The organism is Streptomyces sp. NPDC005070 (assembly GCF_053600395.1).
This window is the reverse complement of record NZ_JBSFZS010000010.1, coordinates 25525-41740: the sequence shown is the minus strand read 5'-3', so window position 1 is coordinate 41740 and position 16216 is coordinate 25525. Positions and strand designations below refer to the sequence as shown.

The 16216-nt window shown below is 71.8% G+C and carries 11 protein-coding genes; 6 read left to right on the top strand and 5 right to left on the bottom strand.

Annotation, left to right across the window (positions count from 1 at the left end; all coding sequences use genetic code 11):
• The first annotated feature begins 183 nt into the window (after nt 1-183).
• Together ACWEBX_RS05765 and ACWEBX_RS05760 are read left to right on the top strand one after the other, a co-directional pair.
• Entirely contained in the window at nt 184-921 is a 738-nt protein-coding gene (locus tag ACWEBX_RS05765) for a chaplin (protein WP_451883650.1), read from the top strand.
• A 426-nt stretch (nt 922-1347) separates the two neighbouring features.
• On the top strand, nt 1348-2205 hold the full coding sequence (locus ACWEBX_RS05760) for a GNAT family N-acetyltransferase (RefSeq protein WP_451883649.1): 858 nt from the start codon (nt 1348-1350) through the stop codon (nt 2203-2205).
• Here ACWEBX_RS05760 and ACWEBX_RS05755 read toward each other — a convergent pair.
• The 3 genes from ACWEBX_RS05755 to ACWEBX_RS05745 form a co-directional block, all read right to left on the bottom strand.
• Nucleotides 2188-2943 (bottom strand): class I SAM-dependent methyltransferase, encoded by a 756-nt coding sequence (locus ACWEBX_RS05755; RefSeq protein ID WP_451883648.1) that lies wholly within the window; start codon nt 2941-2943, stop codon nt 2188-2190. The genes ACWEBX_RS05760 and ACWEBX_RS05755 overlap by 18 nt on opposite strands.
• The gene (locus ACWEBX_RS05750; RefSeq protein ID WP_451883691.1) at nt 2927-7384 is read right to left on the bottom strand and encodes an aminotransferase class I/II-fold pyridoxal phosphate-dependent enzyme; all 4458 of its coding nucleotides are present in this window, start codon (nt 7382-7384) and stop codon (nt 2927-2929) included. Before ACWEBX_RS05750 ends, ACWEBX_RS05755 begins: the two co-directional genes overlap by 17 nt.
• A gap of 187 nt (nt 7385-7571) precedes the next feature.
• A complete protein-coding gene (locus ACWEBX_RS05745) occupies nt 7572-8321 on the bottom strand; it encodes a TetR/AcrR family transcriptional regulator (protein WP_451883647.1) in 750 nt (249 codons plus the stop codon).
• A gap of 190 nt (nt 8322-8511) precedes the next feature.
• On the opposite strand from ACWEBX_RS05745, the gene ACWEBX_RS05740 reads away from it, so the two are divergent.
• The 4 genes from ACWEBX_RS05740 to ACWEBX_RS05725 all read left to right on the top strand — a co-directional run bounded on the left by ACWEBX_RS05740 (nt 8512) and on the right by ACWEBX_RS05725 (nt 14115).
• Nucleotides 8512-9846 carry a glycosyltransferase gene (locus tag ACWEBX_RS05740; RefSeq protein WP_451883646.1) on the top strand — a complete coding sequence of 445 codons (1335 nt, stop codon included), beginning with the start codon at nt 8512-8514 and terminating at the stop codon, nt 9844-9846.
• 72 nt (nt 9847-9918) lie between these two features.
• The gene (locus tag ACWEBX_RS05735; protein ID WP_451883645.1) at nt 9919-11250 is read left to right on the top strand and encodes a UDP-glucose dehydrogenase family protein; all 1332 of its coding nucleotides are present in this window, start codon (nt 9919-9921) and stop codon (nt 11248-11250) included.
• A gap of 18 nt (nt 11251-11268) precedes the next feature.
• The gene (locus ACWEBX_RS05730) at nt 11269-12246 is read left to right on the top strand and encodes a UDP-glucuronic acid decarboxylase family protein (RefSeq protein WP_451883644.1); all 978 of its coding nucleotides are present in this window, start codon (nt 11269-11271) and stop codon (nt 12244-12246) included.
• A 78-nt stretch (nt 12247-12324) separates the two neighbouring features.
• Complete coding sequence (locus tag ACWEBX_RS05725; RefSeq protein WP_451883643.1) at nt 12325-14115, top strand: glycoside hydrolase family 15 protein; 1791 nt, start codon at nt 12325-12327, stop codon at nt 14113-14115.
• Between the two features lie 49 nt (nt 14116-14164).
• Here the strand turns inward: ACWEBX_RS05725 and galE are convergent, their stop codons facing one another.
• Nucleotides 14165-15220 carry a UDP-glucose 4-epimerase GalE gene (gene galE, locus ACWEBX_RS05720; RefSeq protein WP_451883642.1) on the bottom strand — a complete coding sequence of 352 codons (1056 nt, stop codon included), beginning with the start codon at nt 15218-15220 and terminating at the stop codon, nt 14165-14167.
• 178 nt (nt 15221-15398) lie between these two features.
• A complete protein-coding gene (locus ACWEBX_RS05715; RefSeq protein WP_451883641.1) occupies nt 15399-16148 on the bottom strand; it encodes an MBL fold metallo-hydrolase in 750 nt (249 codons plus the stop codon).
• Nucleotides 16149-16216: the final 68 nt, after the last annotated feature.

Below are 16216 nucleotides of genomic sequence, written 5' to 3'. Positions count from 1 at the left end.
GCGAGCGGAACCGGCCGTCGTCCCCTACCCTGCGCCGCTGTCCCCGTATGGGATGCCGCGGCCGTTCGAAATACGGGACGCTCGAAGGGGTGAAAGGCCGATAAGCCATAACTCGGATGGTCCGCAGGCGTTCTTGGCAATGTGGGCGATCGCCCACGTCGTTGTCAGGAAGGCAGTGAACGAATGAAACGGGTGACCCGAAATGGTTTGATCGCCGCGGCCGCCGCCTCGGGCGCGCTGGCCGTGGCCATGCCGGCGCACGCCGACTCCGCGGCGGACGGCGCGGCGGCAGGCTCGCCCGGCCTGATCTCCGGCAACACCGTCCAGCTTCCCGTGCACCTGCCCGTGAACCTGTGCGGGAACACGGTGAACGTGGCCGGGCTGCTCAACCCCGCCGCGGGCAACCGCTGCGCCAACCAGGGCGGCGGCACCGCCGCGACCGGCGGCGTGCGGCACGGCGGAGCCGGAGCGCACGGCGGCACCACCGGTCGTGGCGGCACGGTCGGCGGCGGCAGCCACGGCGGCGGAGGCGCGGTCGCGTACGGCGACGGAAAGGATTCACCGGGTGTGCTCTCGGGCAACGGCCTGCAGCTCCCGGTGGATCTCCCGGTCAACGTCAGCGGCAACTCCGTGACGGCGGTCGGGCTCGGCAACGCGGCCGTCGGGAACGAGTCGGTCAACACCTCGGGTGCCGAGCCCGTGCGGGCCCACCACAGTGTGAAGCCCGCCCCGAGGCCGTCCACCCCGGCCGCGGCGGTTCCCGCCGTCGATCCGGAGCGGGTCACGGAGAGGGGTGAGGCCGTGGCCACCCTCGCCCACACGGGCGCGGACGCCACGATGCCGGCCGTCGCGGCGAGCGCGGCGATGCTGCTGGGTGGCGCCCTGCTGTTCCGCCGGTTCCGGCCCGGCGCGGTGCGCTGACCCGCGCCGGTCCCGAACAGGAGGCTCCATCGGACGGGTGACCGGTGGAGCCTCCTCCACGTCCGTCCTCCTGCCCGGGGGTCCGGGGGCCCGGCGTCCTGGGAGTCCAGGGTGCCGCGTCGGGCCGGTCGAGCACCCTCGGGTCGTACGACCGGAAGGTGACGGCCTCGGGCCGGTCGAGCGGGCTCCAGTCGTACGAGCACACGCGGCCGGCGGCGAGGCGGTCGAGCGCGCTGCCGTCGTAACGAGCGCACGGTGACGGTGTCGAGTCGGGCGGGCGCGGCGGTGGCCGAATCCCTTCCACTGCGCGGTGCCTGTCGCTGCGAGCGGCACGGAGATCGGGAAGGATGCTGCGCGACCGGCCGGCCGGCGTACCGCGCGCCCGTAGGCCGGCGCGCATCCGACCCGTACGCATTGGAGTGCCCCATGACCTCTCCGGGACCCGACGGCCTCGTCGTCAGCCAGGCCACGCCCGACGACTGGAAGGTCGTCGGCGGCTGGGCCGCGGACGAGGGATGGAATCCCGGCCTGTCCGACAGCGCGAGCTTCTTCGCGCAGGATTCCGGGGGCTTCTTCCTCGGACGCGTCGACGGGGAGCCGGTCTCGGCCATCTCGGTGGTCAACTACGGCGCCGACTACGCCTTCCTGGGCTTCTATCTCGTACGCCCCGATCTGCGTGGGAACGGCTACGGCCTCGCCACCTGGGAGACGGCCCTCGCCCACGCGGGCGGCCGGACCGTCGGCCTCGACGGCGTGGTCGCGCAGCAGGACAACTACCGCAAGTCCGGTTTCGAACTCGCCTACCGGACCGCCCGGTTCACCGGCGTGGTGCCGGCCGGGGAGGAACCGGCGGGCGTGCGCGCGGCCGGCCCCGCGGACCACGAGGCGATCACGGCGTACGACAGCGCCTGCTACCCGGCCGACCGGCCGGTGTTCCTGGAGTCGTGGCTGACCGCCCCCGGACACCGCACCTTCGTCCGGCACACCGGCGGCGGCCGGCTGAGCGGCTACGCCGTGATCCGTCCGGCGCGCGACTCCCTGCGGGTCGGCCCCTTGTTCGCCGACACCGCCGACGACGCCCGCGCCCTGTTCTCCGCGCTCGCCGCCGACGCGGACGGCAGGACGCTCGCCGTCGACGTGCCCCAGGCGAACTCGGCGGCCGTCGCTCTGGTCGAGAAGCTCGGTCTGACCCCCTCCTTCGAGACGGCCCGCATGTACACCGGTCCCGTCAGGGAGTTCGCGGGCGAACGCGTGTACGGGGTGACGTCACTGGAACTCGGCTGAGTCCGTGAGGGCGGCCGCGACCCCGGTGAGCAGGACCATGCCGGAGTCTCCGTAGTCCGGCAGGGTCGGGTCCGACGGGATCCGGCTGACCGTGAGCCGGTCGGTGAGCGGGGTGAACACCTCGGTGATCACGTCCGTGTCCACCGGGCAGCCGGGCCAGCGGGACGCGGCGCCGATCCGGTAGGTCGGCATGTTCTCCATGAAGGCGGCGACCAGATGCCCGCCCGGTGCCGCGCACCGGACGAACCGGCGGCAGAAGTCCTTGAACTCCTCGAAGTCCTCGGTGACCCCCTCGGCCACGAAGTGCATGGAGGCGAGGTCGTAGCCGCCCGGTTCGATGGACCTCAGGTCGCCGTGCACCAGACGCACCGGGGACAGCGACCCCTCCAGGGTCTCGGGGACGTCCGGGTTGAGGCTGTGGCACAGCGCGTGGAACGGCAGCCAGCTCTGCTCCGGCGTTCCGTTCAACTGCCGCTCCAGATAGGCGGCGTTGGAGGCGCCCGCCTCCACGGCGTCGATGCGGCGGCTCGCGGCGGACGCCAGGATCAGCGGATAGAGGTTGGGACCGGCCCCGACCTCCACGGACCGGCCGACGCCGCCCGGCGCGAACGCGCGGTAGAACGCGCTGTGGTGGGTGATGACCGCCGCGTCCGAGGGATGCAACTCGCGGTAGTTCTCGCTCAGATAGTCCTCGACGGGCCAACTGTCCCAGTTCACGTCGTCATTGAGAACCACCATCGCTGACTCCGTCCTTCGGCCGCAGCCGATAGCGCTCGGTGAGCCGGGTGAGTGTGTCGTTGAGCCGGTCGACGTCTTCGTCGGAGTTGAGCGCGGTGAGCTGGACCCGGAAACCGACCCGGTCGCGTGGCACGAGGGGGTAGGCCGCCAGGGTCACATAGATGCCGTTGTCCCACAGGAACCCGCCGACCGCGTCCAGGTCGTCGGCGTCGGCCAGGGGGATCTCGATGATCGGCAGGCGGTCCGTGTTGAGCGTGCCCACCCCGAGTTCCTCCAGATGGTCGAGCACACGCACGGTCTTGCGGTACAGATCGGCCCGGATGTCGTCCCCGCGGCTGTCGTTGACATCGAGGCCGGCCATCGCCGTGGCGAGGGAGGCGGTGGGGGAGGGCCCCGAGTAGAGGTAGGGGCCCGCCGCCGTCTTGAGGCGGTCCTTGAGCGAACTCGGAAGCGCCACGAAGGCCAGCAGCGACGAGTACGCCTTGGAGAACCCGCCGACGAGCACGATCCCCTCGTACGACTCTCCCGCGTGCCGGACGATGCTGTTGCCGCGGTCCCCGTACGGACACGACTCGTGCGGGCCGTGCTCCCCGATGACGCCGAAGCCGTGCGCGTCGTCGATGTACAGCACGGCGTTCCGAGGCCTGCACACCTCGGTGAGACTCGGCAGGTCGGGGATGTTTCCGCTCATGCTGTTCACGCCGTCCAGACAGACGAGCCGGGGCAGGTCGGCCGGGACCTCGTCCAGCATGGCGGCCAGTTCGGCGGGGCGTCCGGCGTGGAACCGGTGCAGCGTCGCGCCCTGCCCGCGGGCCCCTACGCAGCCGTCGAACACGGTCCGGTGCGCGGTGGCCTCGACGAAGACATGACCCTGACCGGCGAGAGCGGGGATCACCGAGGCGTGTATCAGGGTCAGCGTGGGCAGCAGCAGCGTGTCCGGGGCGCCGAGCAGGTCGGCCAGCCGCTCCTCGATGTCGGGGTACAGCCGCGGACTGCCGATCAGCCGGGACCAGCTCGGGTGGGTGCCCCAGCGGCGTACGGCCGGCTCGATCGCCTGGATGATCTCCGGATCGCAGTCGAAGCCGAGGTAGTTGCAGGAGGCGAAGTCGATCATCCAGTGGTCGCCGCTGCGGATGTGCCGGCCGCGTACCTCGTCCAGCACGGCGTCGCTCATGGGGCTGGTCTGCCGCAGATGCTCCAGGTCGCGCCAGCGCCGGGAGCGGCGGGTGCTCTCCGTCTGCGTGCCGTCGGTCTGCTTGCCGCCGTCTGTCCGTGGGCCGTCTGTCCGTGACCCGTCTGTCCGTGGCCCGTCCGACTGCGGCCCGTCCGATTGCGGGCCGTCCGGCTGCCTTACGTCGCTCCCCGTCGCCTCGGGCGGGGTGGGTGGCTGCTCGCGCGGGCCGGCGGATTCCGGATCCGTCTGTCCCATGGCGTACCTCGTTTCCGCCGCCCCGGCGGCGGACCGTGCCGGGGTGCGGACCCCGTCGCGCTGCCGCAGCAGGAACTCGCTCTGCTGCACCGTCATCGGCCGGGCGAAGAGGAAACCCTGTCCGAACCGGCACCCCATACCGGCCAGGAGGTCCCGCTGCACCGGATCCTCGATCCCCTCGGCGATCACCTGGATGCCCAGGGTGTCGGCCAGACCGATGATTCCCTCGACAAGCGCGACCTGCCGGGTGTCCAGCGCGATGTCGTCGATGAACGTCTTGTCGATCTTCAGTACGTCGACGGGGAAGTCACGCAGGTACCGCAATGAGGAGTAGCCGCTGCCGAAGTCGTCTACGGCTATGTGTACCCCGAGGTCCTTCAGCGAATACAGGACCGCCTGAATCTGCGCGTCCCTGCGCATCAGCACGGTCTCGGTCAGTTCGAGCTGGAGCGTCCCCGGGGCGAGCCCCGGGGTCTCCAGTGCCCTGCGCACCTCGCCCAGGAACCCGCTGTCGCGGAACTGGCGGGGGGAGACGTTCACGCTGACGTACGGCGGGTCCGCCCCGTCGGCCGTCCGCTGGAGTCCGGCGATGTCGGTGGTGGCGTTCGACAGGACCCACGCGCCCAGAGGCGTGATGTGTCCCGTCTCCTCGGCGAGGGCGATGAACTGGTCCGGCGGAACCGGCTCGTGATGCGGATGCGGCCAGCGGGCCAGCGCCTCGAAGCCGACGACCTCGCCCGCGCTGATGTCGACGACGGGCTGGTACCGCAGGGTGAACTCGGACCGGGCGACGGCGCCGTCGAGGCGGGCCTGAAGATCGTGCCGTTCCACCATCCGCACCCGGAGCCGCGGCAGGAATCTGCGCCACTGCCGCTTGCCCGCCGCCTTGGCCGCGTAGAGGGCCAGGTCGGCGTGGCCGAGGAGTTCCTCGGCGTCCGTGCTGTCCCGGGCGGTGGCCACGCCGACGCTCGCCGACACGCTCACCGAGCCCTCGCGGAGGCTGAACGGCCGGCTCAGCGCCTGGATCACCTGCGCCGCCAGGAGCTCGGCGTCCAGCGGTTTCTTCGCGTCCTCCATCAGCACCGCGAACTCGTCGCCCCCGAGCCGGGCCGCGGTGTCCGTGCGGCGCAGCGCCCCCGAGAGCCGCTCGCCGACGGCGGTCAGCAGATGGTCGCCGGTGGAGTGCCCCATTGTGTCGTTGACCATCTTGAAGTCGTCGAGGTCGATGAAGAGGAGACAGGTGAGCGTCGTCCCGCGGCGGCTGCGCAGCAGGGCGCGCTCGATCCGCTCCAGGAGCAGGGTCCGGTTGGGCAGACCGGTCAGCGGATCGTGGAACGCCCGCTCCGTCAGCTCGTGTTCCAGGCGCCGTTGCTCGGTCACGTCCCGCAGGGTGATGACCAGACCGGCGACCGTGGGGTCCTTGCGGAGATCGCTGCAGCGCACCTCGACCTCGATGCGGTTGCCGTCGCGCAGCACCCACCAGTGGTCGTGGGTCTCGGGGGCGCCGCCGTTCCGCAGGGCGGCGAGTCCTCTGACCACCCGTGTCCGGTCGCTGGAGTCCACCAGCTCGGGCAGCGGCACCCCGGTCAGCTCCACCTGGCCGAAGACGGCTCGCGCGGACGGGCTCGCGTACCGGACCGCGTTGTCGTCCTCGACGATCAGGATGACGTCCGAGGCGTTGCGCACCAGCGTGCGGAAGTACGCCTCGCTCTCCTTGCGGATGATCTCCTGGCGCAGCGCGATGCGTTCCACGGCCAGACCGGCGTGCGAGGCCAGGATCTCCAGTGAACTCTGGATCTCGCGGAGTTGCTGCTCGGGGCCCGCCGCCATCAGCACGCCCGGCAGCTCTCCGGTCGGCTCGTCGGGCGGGATCATGGGGCACACCAGGGTGGTCGGCAGGCCGTCGAGCCGGCCCGCGATGTCCGCCCCGAGTTCCGCGGTGGGCACCAGATGCGAGCGGCGGGTCTCCAGCCCGCTCGCGTACTCGGCGGGCAGGACGAGACTCCCGTGGACGACCTTGGGCCCGAACAACGTGCTGACGGTGGTGTCGCAGGCCCGTGCCACGTCCTGCGGCCGGGCCGCCGCGACGAGGGCCGTGGCCGCCGTGCGCAGCGCCAGCTCGCGTGCCACGGCACTGCGGTGGGCCACCACCATCCCGGACAGCCGGAGGATCACCAGCAGGAAGAGCGCGGCGGAGAAGACCGCGATCACGGCGGCGTCCTGCGCGTCCCCGCGCCGTCCCTCGTACAGCAGGATCCCGGGTGCCACCAGGGTGGCCGCGGCGAGCATGAACAGCCGACGGCGTGTCGGACGCAAGGACTCCTGCCGCTCCACGGGCCGGGTCAGTTCCACCATCGACGGATGCAGTCCGGCGAGTCCCCAGGCGGTGTAGAACACGATCCAGCCGGAGTCCAGCAGGGTCCCGGTCTGCCACAGGTCGTTGAGCTGGAGAATCCCGTACGCGATGTCGAAGGTGAGCAGCGTCGCGGTGCCCAGCGCGAGGAGCTGGACGGAGCGGATACGGCCGGAGCCCGGGCTCGCGGCCAGCAGGCGGGCCAGCATCGCGAGGACGAGGACGTCACCGATGGGGTAGGCGATGCTGATGGCGCGCTGCTGCCATGTCATGCCCGGCACATGGGTGAGCGGCTGCACGAGGAAGACCCAGACCGGCAGAGCGAGCCCCAGCGCGAAGATCAGCGCGTCGAGCAGACTGGGGAGGTCGTGGCCGGGCCACCGGTAGCGGACGAGGCCGTAGAGACCCGCGGCGAACAGCGGGTACACGGCGAGGTAGCAGGCGTCCGCGGGGGACGGGAACGGGTTGTTGACCTGGAAGTACGACTCCATCACGTTGTACGACGTGTCGCCCGCGGAGAAGGCCAGCAGCCCGGCGGCGAGCAGGAGCCACGGCCAGCGGTGGGCCGGGCGGTTGACGAGGATTCCGGTGAGGATGGCGGCGACGCCGCCGAGTCCGATGACGGCCCACAGCGGGGTCCGGGTCGCGGCAACGGCCATGTAGATGACGGTGGTTGCCGTCACCAGGAGGGCGTAGACACCGAGGCGCCGTGGCCGCAGGAGGCCGCCTGCGCGGTGATGTGCCCGCAGCAAGCCGAACCGCCTCCCTACGTCGGACGGCACTGGACCGTTCGCCGGGTTCCGGGGCACTGCTGATCGTAGGCACGGGGTGCGGACGGGTGCATCTTCAGTCCTGTGCGAAGCGGTCCAGCAGGGCGTCCAGGCCGGCGTCCAGTCCGTCCGGGCCGCCCCGCTCGGCGAGGGTCGCGGTGATCGCGCGGAGCCGGGGAAGTTCCTGGGGCGGCATCCGGTGCAGGCCCAGCCGGAAGGCGGGGTCCTCCTCGTCCGGGTTGTCCACCATCGCGCGCAGTTCCACGGACACATAGCCGAGGACCCAGCCGGTGAAGGCGCGGAAGACGGCCGCGGAGCGGGCACTGCCGAGCCCCGCGTCCTCGAGCAGCGCGAGCACCCGTTCGTGCTCCTTGAGCACGGCGAGCGGCCTGCGGGCCAGCGGAACGGCGAGCATGCGGGTGGTGAGCAGCGGCATGGCCTGAGGGTGGGAGAGACAGACCTCGTACATCGCCCGCGCGATCCGGTGGAGTTCGTCGCGCCACGCGGCCGGGTCGGGCGCGGCGGAGCCCTCCGGGGCGGATCCGGCGGACAGGCGCTCGTCCAGTTCGACGTGGAGGGCCTCGACCAGTCCGTCCAGCAGGGCGTCCTTGCCCTCCGCGTAGCGGTACAGGGCCATGGCCTCGACGCCGAGCCGGGCGCCGAGCCGGCGCATGCTCAGGGCCGAGAGGCCTTCCTCGTCGACCAGGTCCAGGGCGGCCCCGAGCACGAGTTTCCGGCTCAGCCGGCCGTAGTGGCCCCGGTCGCTGGCGCGCCGCGCCGGTTTGACGGCCTCACCGCTCTTGTCCCGCGCCCGTTCCCTGGCCATGTCCGCCTCCGTACGCCCCACCCGAGATCCCGCTGTTGCCGACTCTATTCGCCTATGGGGCCTAGGTGTATGTATACGGCGTATGGGGTGCGAATGTTCTGGATTGACCGGAACGAGTGACGGGGTGATGATGTACGTATACATCGTAAATTTACGTATTTGGACAGGTGTCCATCGGTGGTGATCGTTGATGCTGTACGGGACTCGCGCCCCCCGAGCGGGGAGGCCGGATGGCACCGCCGGCAACAGGACCGCGCCGCTCCCGCCGGTCGCGCCCGTCGAGGCACTGCCCCCGGCACCGGTCCTGCCGCGGATCAAGGTCCTGCACGTCATCACCCGCTTCTGGGCAGGCGCCGGCGACGGCACCCTGCTGGCGGCCGAGAGCACGGACCCCGACCGCTACGAGGTGTGGGTCGCCGGAGTGCCGGGCGGTGACCTGTGGGAACCGGCGCGGGCCGCGGGCGTGCGCACCCTGGAGACACCGGGCTTCCGGCACGCCCTGGGCCCCGCCGACGTGCTCGTCCTGGGACGGCTCGTGCGGCTCATCCGCCGTGAGCGGTTCACCGTCGTGCACACCCATTCCGTGAAGGGCGGGTCCCTCGGCCGGGTCGCCGCACGGCTGTGCCACGCCCCCGTCGTGGTGCACACCCTCTACGGGCGGAGCTTCCACCCGTACACGGCCCGCTCCGGGCACCCGGTGCACCGCGGCCTGGAGCGCGTGACGCGGCGACTGGCCCACCGGTTCCCCGCCATCGCCCCGCGCGTGACGCGTGCGTCGGCCGAGGCGCCCGTGGCCCCGAGGGACCGCGGAGAGGTCCTGCCCCCCGCCGTACGGCTGGGCGACATCCCCGAGACGTTCGACCCGGCCGCCCGCGAGCGGCTCGGCGTCCCCCCGAAGGCGGCACTCGTCGGCACCGCCGGCGGCGTCGACACCCGGAACAACCCCCTCGCCTTCGTCCGCATGGCGGCCGCGATCCGGGCGGAACACCCGGACACCGCGTTCGTCATGATCGGGGACGGCCCGCTGGCGGGAGAGGTGCGACGGCTCGCCGCGGACCTCGGCGTCGAGGTGACGCTCACCGGACCGTGTCCGGACGCCGACCGGCTCGTGGCCGGACTGGACGTGTTCGTGACCACCTCCCTGTACGAAGGCCCGGGCCGGGCGCTCACCAGCGCACTGGCCGCCGCCCGGCCCGTCGTCGCGGCCGCCGTGAACGGGGTGCCCGACCTGGTGGAGCACGGAGCCACGGGACTGCTGGTGGCACCGGCCGATCCGGGAGCCGCCGCACGCGCGGTGGGCTGGATTCTCGGCCATCCGCGCGAGGCCGCGGTGATGGGCCGTCAGGGCGGCCGCCGGGTCCGCGCCCCCTTCGCGCCCGAGGCGCGCCCGGCACCCGAGGCCCCCTTCGCTCCCGAGGTCCCCTTCGCTTCCGGGACCCCGTGCGAGGCCGTCGACGTCCGCGACGGCGGACTGCCGGGCGGGCCCGCCGGTGGGCGCGTCCCGGAAGGCGCCGCCCGCCCCTGATTCCTTCGACCCCGGAGACACCCACCCGCCTGGCGGCCACGAGCCGACCACACGCCGACCACGGAGAACGACATGCGTCTGACAGTCATCGGCACCGGATACGTCGGCGCGGTGCACGCCGCCTGCATGGCCGACATCGGGCACGAGGTGCTCGGCGTCGACGTCGACGAGGACAGGATCGCCGCCCTGACCGCGGGCACGCCCCCGTTCTTCGAGCCCGGCCTGTCCGAGACGCTCATGAAGGCTGTGGACACGGGCCGGCTGAGCTTCACCACCTCACCGGCCGAGGCCGCCCGCTTCGCCGACACGCACTTCGTCTGCGTCGGCACACCCCAGCATCCCGAGACGGGCGCGGCGGACCTGCGCTATGTGGAAGCGGCCGTGGACGGGCTGGCGTCCGGGCTTCGCGACCGCGGTCACGAACGGGTCCTGGTGGTCGGCAAGTCCACCGTCCCGGTCGGCACCGCGGCCCGCCTCGCCGGACGGCTGCGTGCCGCCGCTCCGCAGGCCGACGTGGCCTGGAACCCGGAATTCCTGCGGGAGGGCCGCGCCGTCCAGGACACCCTGCGGCCCGAACGCATCGTGGTCGGCACCAGGAAGGGCGCCGACTGGGCCGAGGCTCGGCTCAGAGAGGTCTACGCGCCGCTCCTGGAGGCGGGCGCCCCGTTCATCGCCACCGACCCGGCCACCGCCGAACTGGTGAAGGTCGCCTCCAACTCCTTCCTCGCCACGAAGATCTCCTTCATCAACGCCATGGCCGAGATCTGCGAGGCCACCGGGGCCGACGTGCTCACCCTGGCCGAGGCGATGGGCCGGGACTCCCGCATAGGACCCCGGTTCCTCGCCCCCGGACTCGGATTCGGCGGGAGCTGCCTGCCCAAGGACATCCGGGCCTTCGCCACCCGCGGCGAGGAACTCGGACTCGGCGGCTCCGTCCGCTTCCTGCGCCAGATCGACGAGATCAACACACGGCAGCGCCTGCGCACCGTCGACCTCGCGGGGCGCCTCCTGGGAGGTTCCTTCGCCGGCCGGAGTGTCGCGGTGCTCGGTGCCGCCTTCAAGCCCGGCAGCGACGACGTCCGGGACTCGCCCGCGCTCGTGGTCGCCGACGAGATACGACGCCGCGGAGCACAGGTCCGCGTGCACGACTTCGAGGCGATCGACAACGCCCGAGTGGCGTACCCCGCGCTCCAGTTCGCCCTGGACGTGACCAAGGCCTGCGAACGGGCGGATGTCGTCCTGCACCTCACCGAGTGGCCCCAGTACCGGGACCTGGACCCCGCCGCGCTCGCGACGGTGGTGCGCTCCCCGGTCCTGGTGGACGCCCGGAACACCCTGGACCCGGAGCGGTGGAGCTCGGCGGGATGGGCGCTGCACGCGCTCGGCCGTCCGGGACCCATCTGACCGGCGGGAGGAGAGACCATGCGTGTCGTCGTGTCCGGCGGAAGCGGCTTCCTGGGATCGCACCTGTGCGAGGCCCTGCTGAACCGAGGTGACAGCGTCCGCTGTCTGGACAACCTCTCCTCGGGCAGACCCGCCAACATCGCTCCGCTCCGGCACGATCCCCGGTTCACCTTCGAGGCGTGGGACGTCACCGAGCCGTTCAGCGTCGCCGGGGACGTGGACGCCGTGGTGCACCTCGCGAGCCCCGCGTCGCCCGTCGACTACCAGCGCTTCCCGCTGGAGACGCTGGCGGCGGGCAGCAGGGGGACGGAGCACATGCTGCGGCTCGCCGACCGGCACGCGGCCCGGTTCGTCCTGGCGTCCACCAGCGAGGTCTACGGCGATCCCAAGGTGCATCCGCAGGACGAGTCCTACTGGGGACACGTCAACCCCATCGGACCCCGCAGTGTCTACGACGAGGCCAAGCGCTACGCCGAGGCTCTCTCCATGGCGTACCGGCGGACCCGGGCGGTCGACGTCGGCATCGTCCGCATCTTCAACACCTACGGCCCCCGCATGCGTTCCTACGACGGCCGGGTGGTCTCCAGTTTCATCCGGCAGGCCCTCTCCGGCGAGCCCCTGACTCTCTTCGGGGACGGCAGCCAGACACGCAGCTTCTGCTACGTCGACGACCTCGTCCGGGGTCTGCTGGCCATGATCGATTCGCACCGGGCGGGCCCGTTCAACATCGGGAACCCCAACGAGCGGGCCGTGCGGGAGCTCGCGGAGCTCGTCGTGACGATCACCGGATCGCGCAGCGGGCTGCGCTTCCTGCCCCTGCCTGTCGACGACCCGTTCCGCCGGCGTCCCGTGATCTCCCGCGCGCGGGAGGCGCTCGGGTGGTACCCGCGGGTGTCCCTGGAGGACGGTCTGCGGCACACCGTCGACTGGTTCGCGGCGGAGTCCCGGGGACCCCTGCGGCCGTCCGAGCCGTTCGCCGCGGGACGGCCCTCGTGACGGGGCCAGGAGGCGAACTCCCGTGTCACGGACGTATCCTGCAGAAGCGGCAATGCACACGGCAGCGCGGCTTCGATCATGAACGTACCCATCGAGGACTACGCCCTCATCAGCGATCTGGAAACCGCTGCCATGGTCGGCAGAGACGGTTCCATCGACTGGCTGTGTCTGCCCCGGTTCGACTCCCCGGCCTGTCTGGCCGCGATGCTGGGCACGGAGGACAACGGCTTCTGGCGCGTCGCGCCGGTCTCCCGAGCGGTGCGCGCTTCCTGCACGGGCCGCGCCTACCGGCCTGAGACCCTCGTCCTGGAGTCCCGCTGGGAGACGCCCACGGGCGCCGTCCGCGTCATCGACTTCATGCCGCCGCGCAGTCAGCTTCCGTGCATCGTACGCATGGTGGAAGGCCTCTCGGGCTCCGTGACCATGCGCAGCGAACTGCGGCTGCGCTTCCACCAGGGCAGGGTGGTGCCGTGGATCCAGGCCGGGGAGGCCTGCACGGTCGCGGTCGCCGGGCCCGACGCCGTGTGGCTGAACACCGAGGGACTGGAGGCGCGACCCGGCGGCGAGACCTCCACCGTCCACGACTTCACGATCATGGCCGGGCGCAGGACGACCCTGACGTTCGTGTGGGCACCCTCGTACGTGCCGGAACCGCCCGCTCCGCTGTCCGTCCCGGCGGAGACGGTGCTCAAGGAGACCGCCGACTTCTGGCGGCGCTGGACCGCCCAGTGCCACTACCAAGGGCCCTGGCGCGACGCCGTCGTGCGGTCCCTGATCACACTCAAGGCGCTCACCTACGCGCCCACCGGGGGCATCGTCGCGGCCCCGACCACCTCGCTGCCCGGCTGCATCGGCGGCGAGCGCAACTGGGACCACCGCTTCTGCTGGCTGCGTGATTCCGCGCTGACACTGTCCTGCCTGCTGCGCGGCGGCTACCGCGACGAGGCCACGGCCTGGCTGGGCTGGCTGCTGCGGGCCGTCGCGGGGGACCCCGCCCAGCTCCAGACCGTGTACGGCGTCGGCGGACAGCGGCTGCTCCGGGAGACGGAGGCGCCGTGGCTGCCGGGCTACGAGGGCTCGCGGCCGGTCCGCTTCGGGAACTCGGCCATGAGCCAGTTCCAGCTCGACGTGTACGGCGATGTGCTCGACGCGCTTCTGCTGTCGCTGCGGGCGGGCATCCCCATGCCCCGGCAGGTGTGGAGCCTGGTGGAGGCCATGATGGGCCAGCTCCGCCTGCACTGGCGCGAGCCGGACCAGGGACTGTGGCAAGTGCGCGGTCCGGCACGGCAGTTCGTCCACTCCAAGGTGATGGCCTGGGTGGCGGCGGACCGCGCGCTGCGGATGGGAGAGCTGCTCGGCAGGAACGGGTCCTCGGACGTCTGGCGTGCCCTGCGGGACGAGATGCACCGGGAGGTGTGCCGGGAGGGATGGGACGCGGGACGGGGGTCCTTCGTCCAGTCCTACGGTTCGCGGGCACTGGACGCCTCGGCGCTGCTGATCCCCCGGCTGGGCTTCCTGCCGGCCGGGGACGAGAGGGTGCGCGGCACCGTGCGGGCGATGCGGGAGCTGGCCGACGGCGGTTTCGTGCGCCGGTACGCGCCGAACGGGCGGGGCGTGCACGGGGTGGACGGGATGCCCGGCAGCGAGGGCGCGTTCGTCGCGTGTTCCCTCTGGTACGCCGACGCGCTCGCCGCGACCGGACACCGGGAGGAGGCCACGGAGGTGTTCGAACGCGTGCTGGACATCCGCAACGACCTCGGTCTGCTCTCGGAGCAGTGGGACCCCGGCGCCGGCCGCCAACTGGGCAACGCTCCGCAGGCGTTCAGCCATATCGCCCTGGTGGAGACGGCGTTCCTGCTGTCGGAGTGACCAGGCCGTCGCCGTCAGAGGGGCGGGTGTCCGCGGGGGCGTTCGGGTGTCAGTCCTTGCCGGAGGAGCGCCGCGCGGACCCGGCGTAGCCGTGCGGGTTGAGCTCCTGGAACCGCCACGCGTCCCGGCACATGTCGGAGAGGTCCCGCGAGGGGTGCCAGCCCCAGGCGCGCCCCACGGCCGAGGCGTCCGCCACGAGTTCGGCGACATCGCCCGGACGGCGCCCGGCCATCTCGTACGGCAGCGGCCTGCCGCACTCCGCGGAGAAGGCGGCGATCACGTCGAGGACCGAACTGCCCCTGCCTATGCCGAGGTTGTAGGTGTGCATGCCCCGCTCGTCGGCGAGGTGGTCGAGGGCGACGCGATGGGCCTCGACGGTGTCCATGACGTGCAGATAGTCGCGGACCGCCGTCCCGTCCGGCGTCGGGTAGTCGTCGCCGAAGACGCGGAGGCGTTCCTGTCGCCCGACGGCCACCTGGGCCAGGTTCGGCAGAAGGTTCTCCGGTGAGTCGCCGGGGTCCTCGCCGAGGAGTCCGCTGGGGTGGGCGCCCGCCGGGTTGAAGTACCGCAGACACAGCACGGTGTACTCCGGGTGGCGGCGGCAGACGTCGGCGAGGATCTGCTCGCAGATGGCCTTGGAGGCGGCGTACGGATTCGTCGGCCGGGCCGGGGCCGACTCGTCGAGCGGTCCGTGGCCGGCGTCGCCGTACACGGAGCAGGACGAGGAGAAGACGAGCTGGCGCACGCCGTGCTCGTGCATGGTGTTCAGCAGCGCGGTCGTTCCGCCGACGTTGATGTCGTAGTACTCGATCGGCATCCGCGTCGACGTGCCGACGGCCTTGTGTGCGGCGAAGTGCACGACGGCGTCCACGGAGTGACGGTCGAAGACGGCCGACAGGGCGCGCCGGTCACGGATGTCCAGCTCGTAGACGGTGCCGAGGAAGCGGCCCGCGATGCGTTCCACGCGGGCGAAGACCTGTGGACTGCTGTTGGAATAGTCGTCGACCACGATCAACTCGTAACCGTGGTCGAGCAGTTCGACGCAGGCGTGACTACCGATGAATCCTGCGCCGCCCGTGACGAGAATGGTCGAGGGGGCGCTCATGTGCCCGGCTCCTTCGTGTGCGCGCGGGCGGCGGTCGGGTGAAACAAAGAAGAGAAAACGACGTACGTTTACGACGTATATGTACAACTTTGCACCTTCCCGCCCCCTGCGTCAAGTGGCGGCGGAACCCGTGGCCGCCGGGCTGGTCGGCCGGTCGGGCCCGCGCCGCCGGGCCGGGTCAGCCGGCCAGCTCCCGGGCGCGCTGAGCCGCCTGGCCCACCGAGGCGCGGTGCACGGGCCCGTGTCCGGGGAGCAGCACGTCGGCGGCGAGGGCCTCGATCCGTTCGAGCGAGGCGAGCGCTCCCGCGCGCTCGGTGTCGAACATCCTGGGCAGAAGCTGGGGACCCCGTATCCGCGACGTGGGGTGACCGCTCACCAGGGCGTCTCCGGAGATCAGCACGCCGGCTTCGGGCAGGTGGTAGACGCAGTGGCCGGGGGTGTGGCCCGGCGTGTGCACCGGGACGGGCCGCCCGGGCAGGTCGAGCGGGCCCGTGTGCGGGAAGGCCTCGGGCTTCGTCATGGCCACGTCCGCCGTGCCGCCGGAGCGCAGGGCGTGCACCATCCAGGGCAGCACGCCGGGGCGCCACACCTGCCGCAACACCTGTCCGACGCTCACCTGGTGGAGGAACTCGCGGCGCGCGTGCGGCACCTCGGTCTCGTGGAGCTGGACCGGAGTGCCGTAGGTGCGGTTCAGGAACTCGGCGGAGCCGAGGTGGTCGCTGTGGGCGTGGGTGATGAGCACGGCAGTCACCGCCTCGGGCGCGTGGCCGAGGGTCTTCAGCGACGCCAGGAGCTTCTCGCGGTCCCCGGGATAGCCGGTGTCGATCAGGGTGACGGAGTCGCCCTCGGACAGCACCACCCAGTTCGTGTTGCTGCCGTGCACCAGATGGACTCCGGGCGCTGCTTCGACGATCGTTTCCTCGCTCATGACCATCCTGACCTCGCACAACCGCTGATGCCCGCTGGGGCTCTGACAGGGCGAAAGGTATCGCGAAC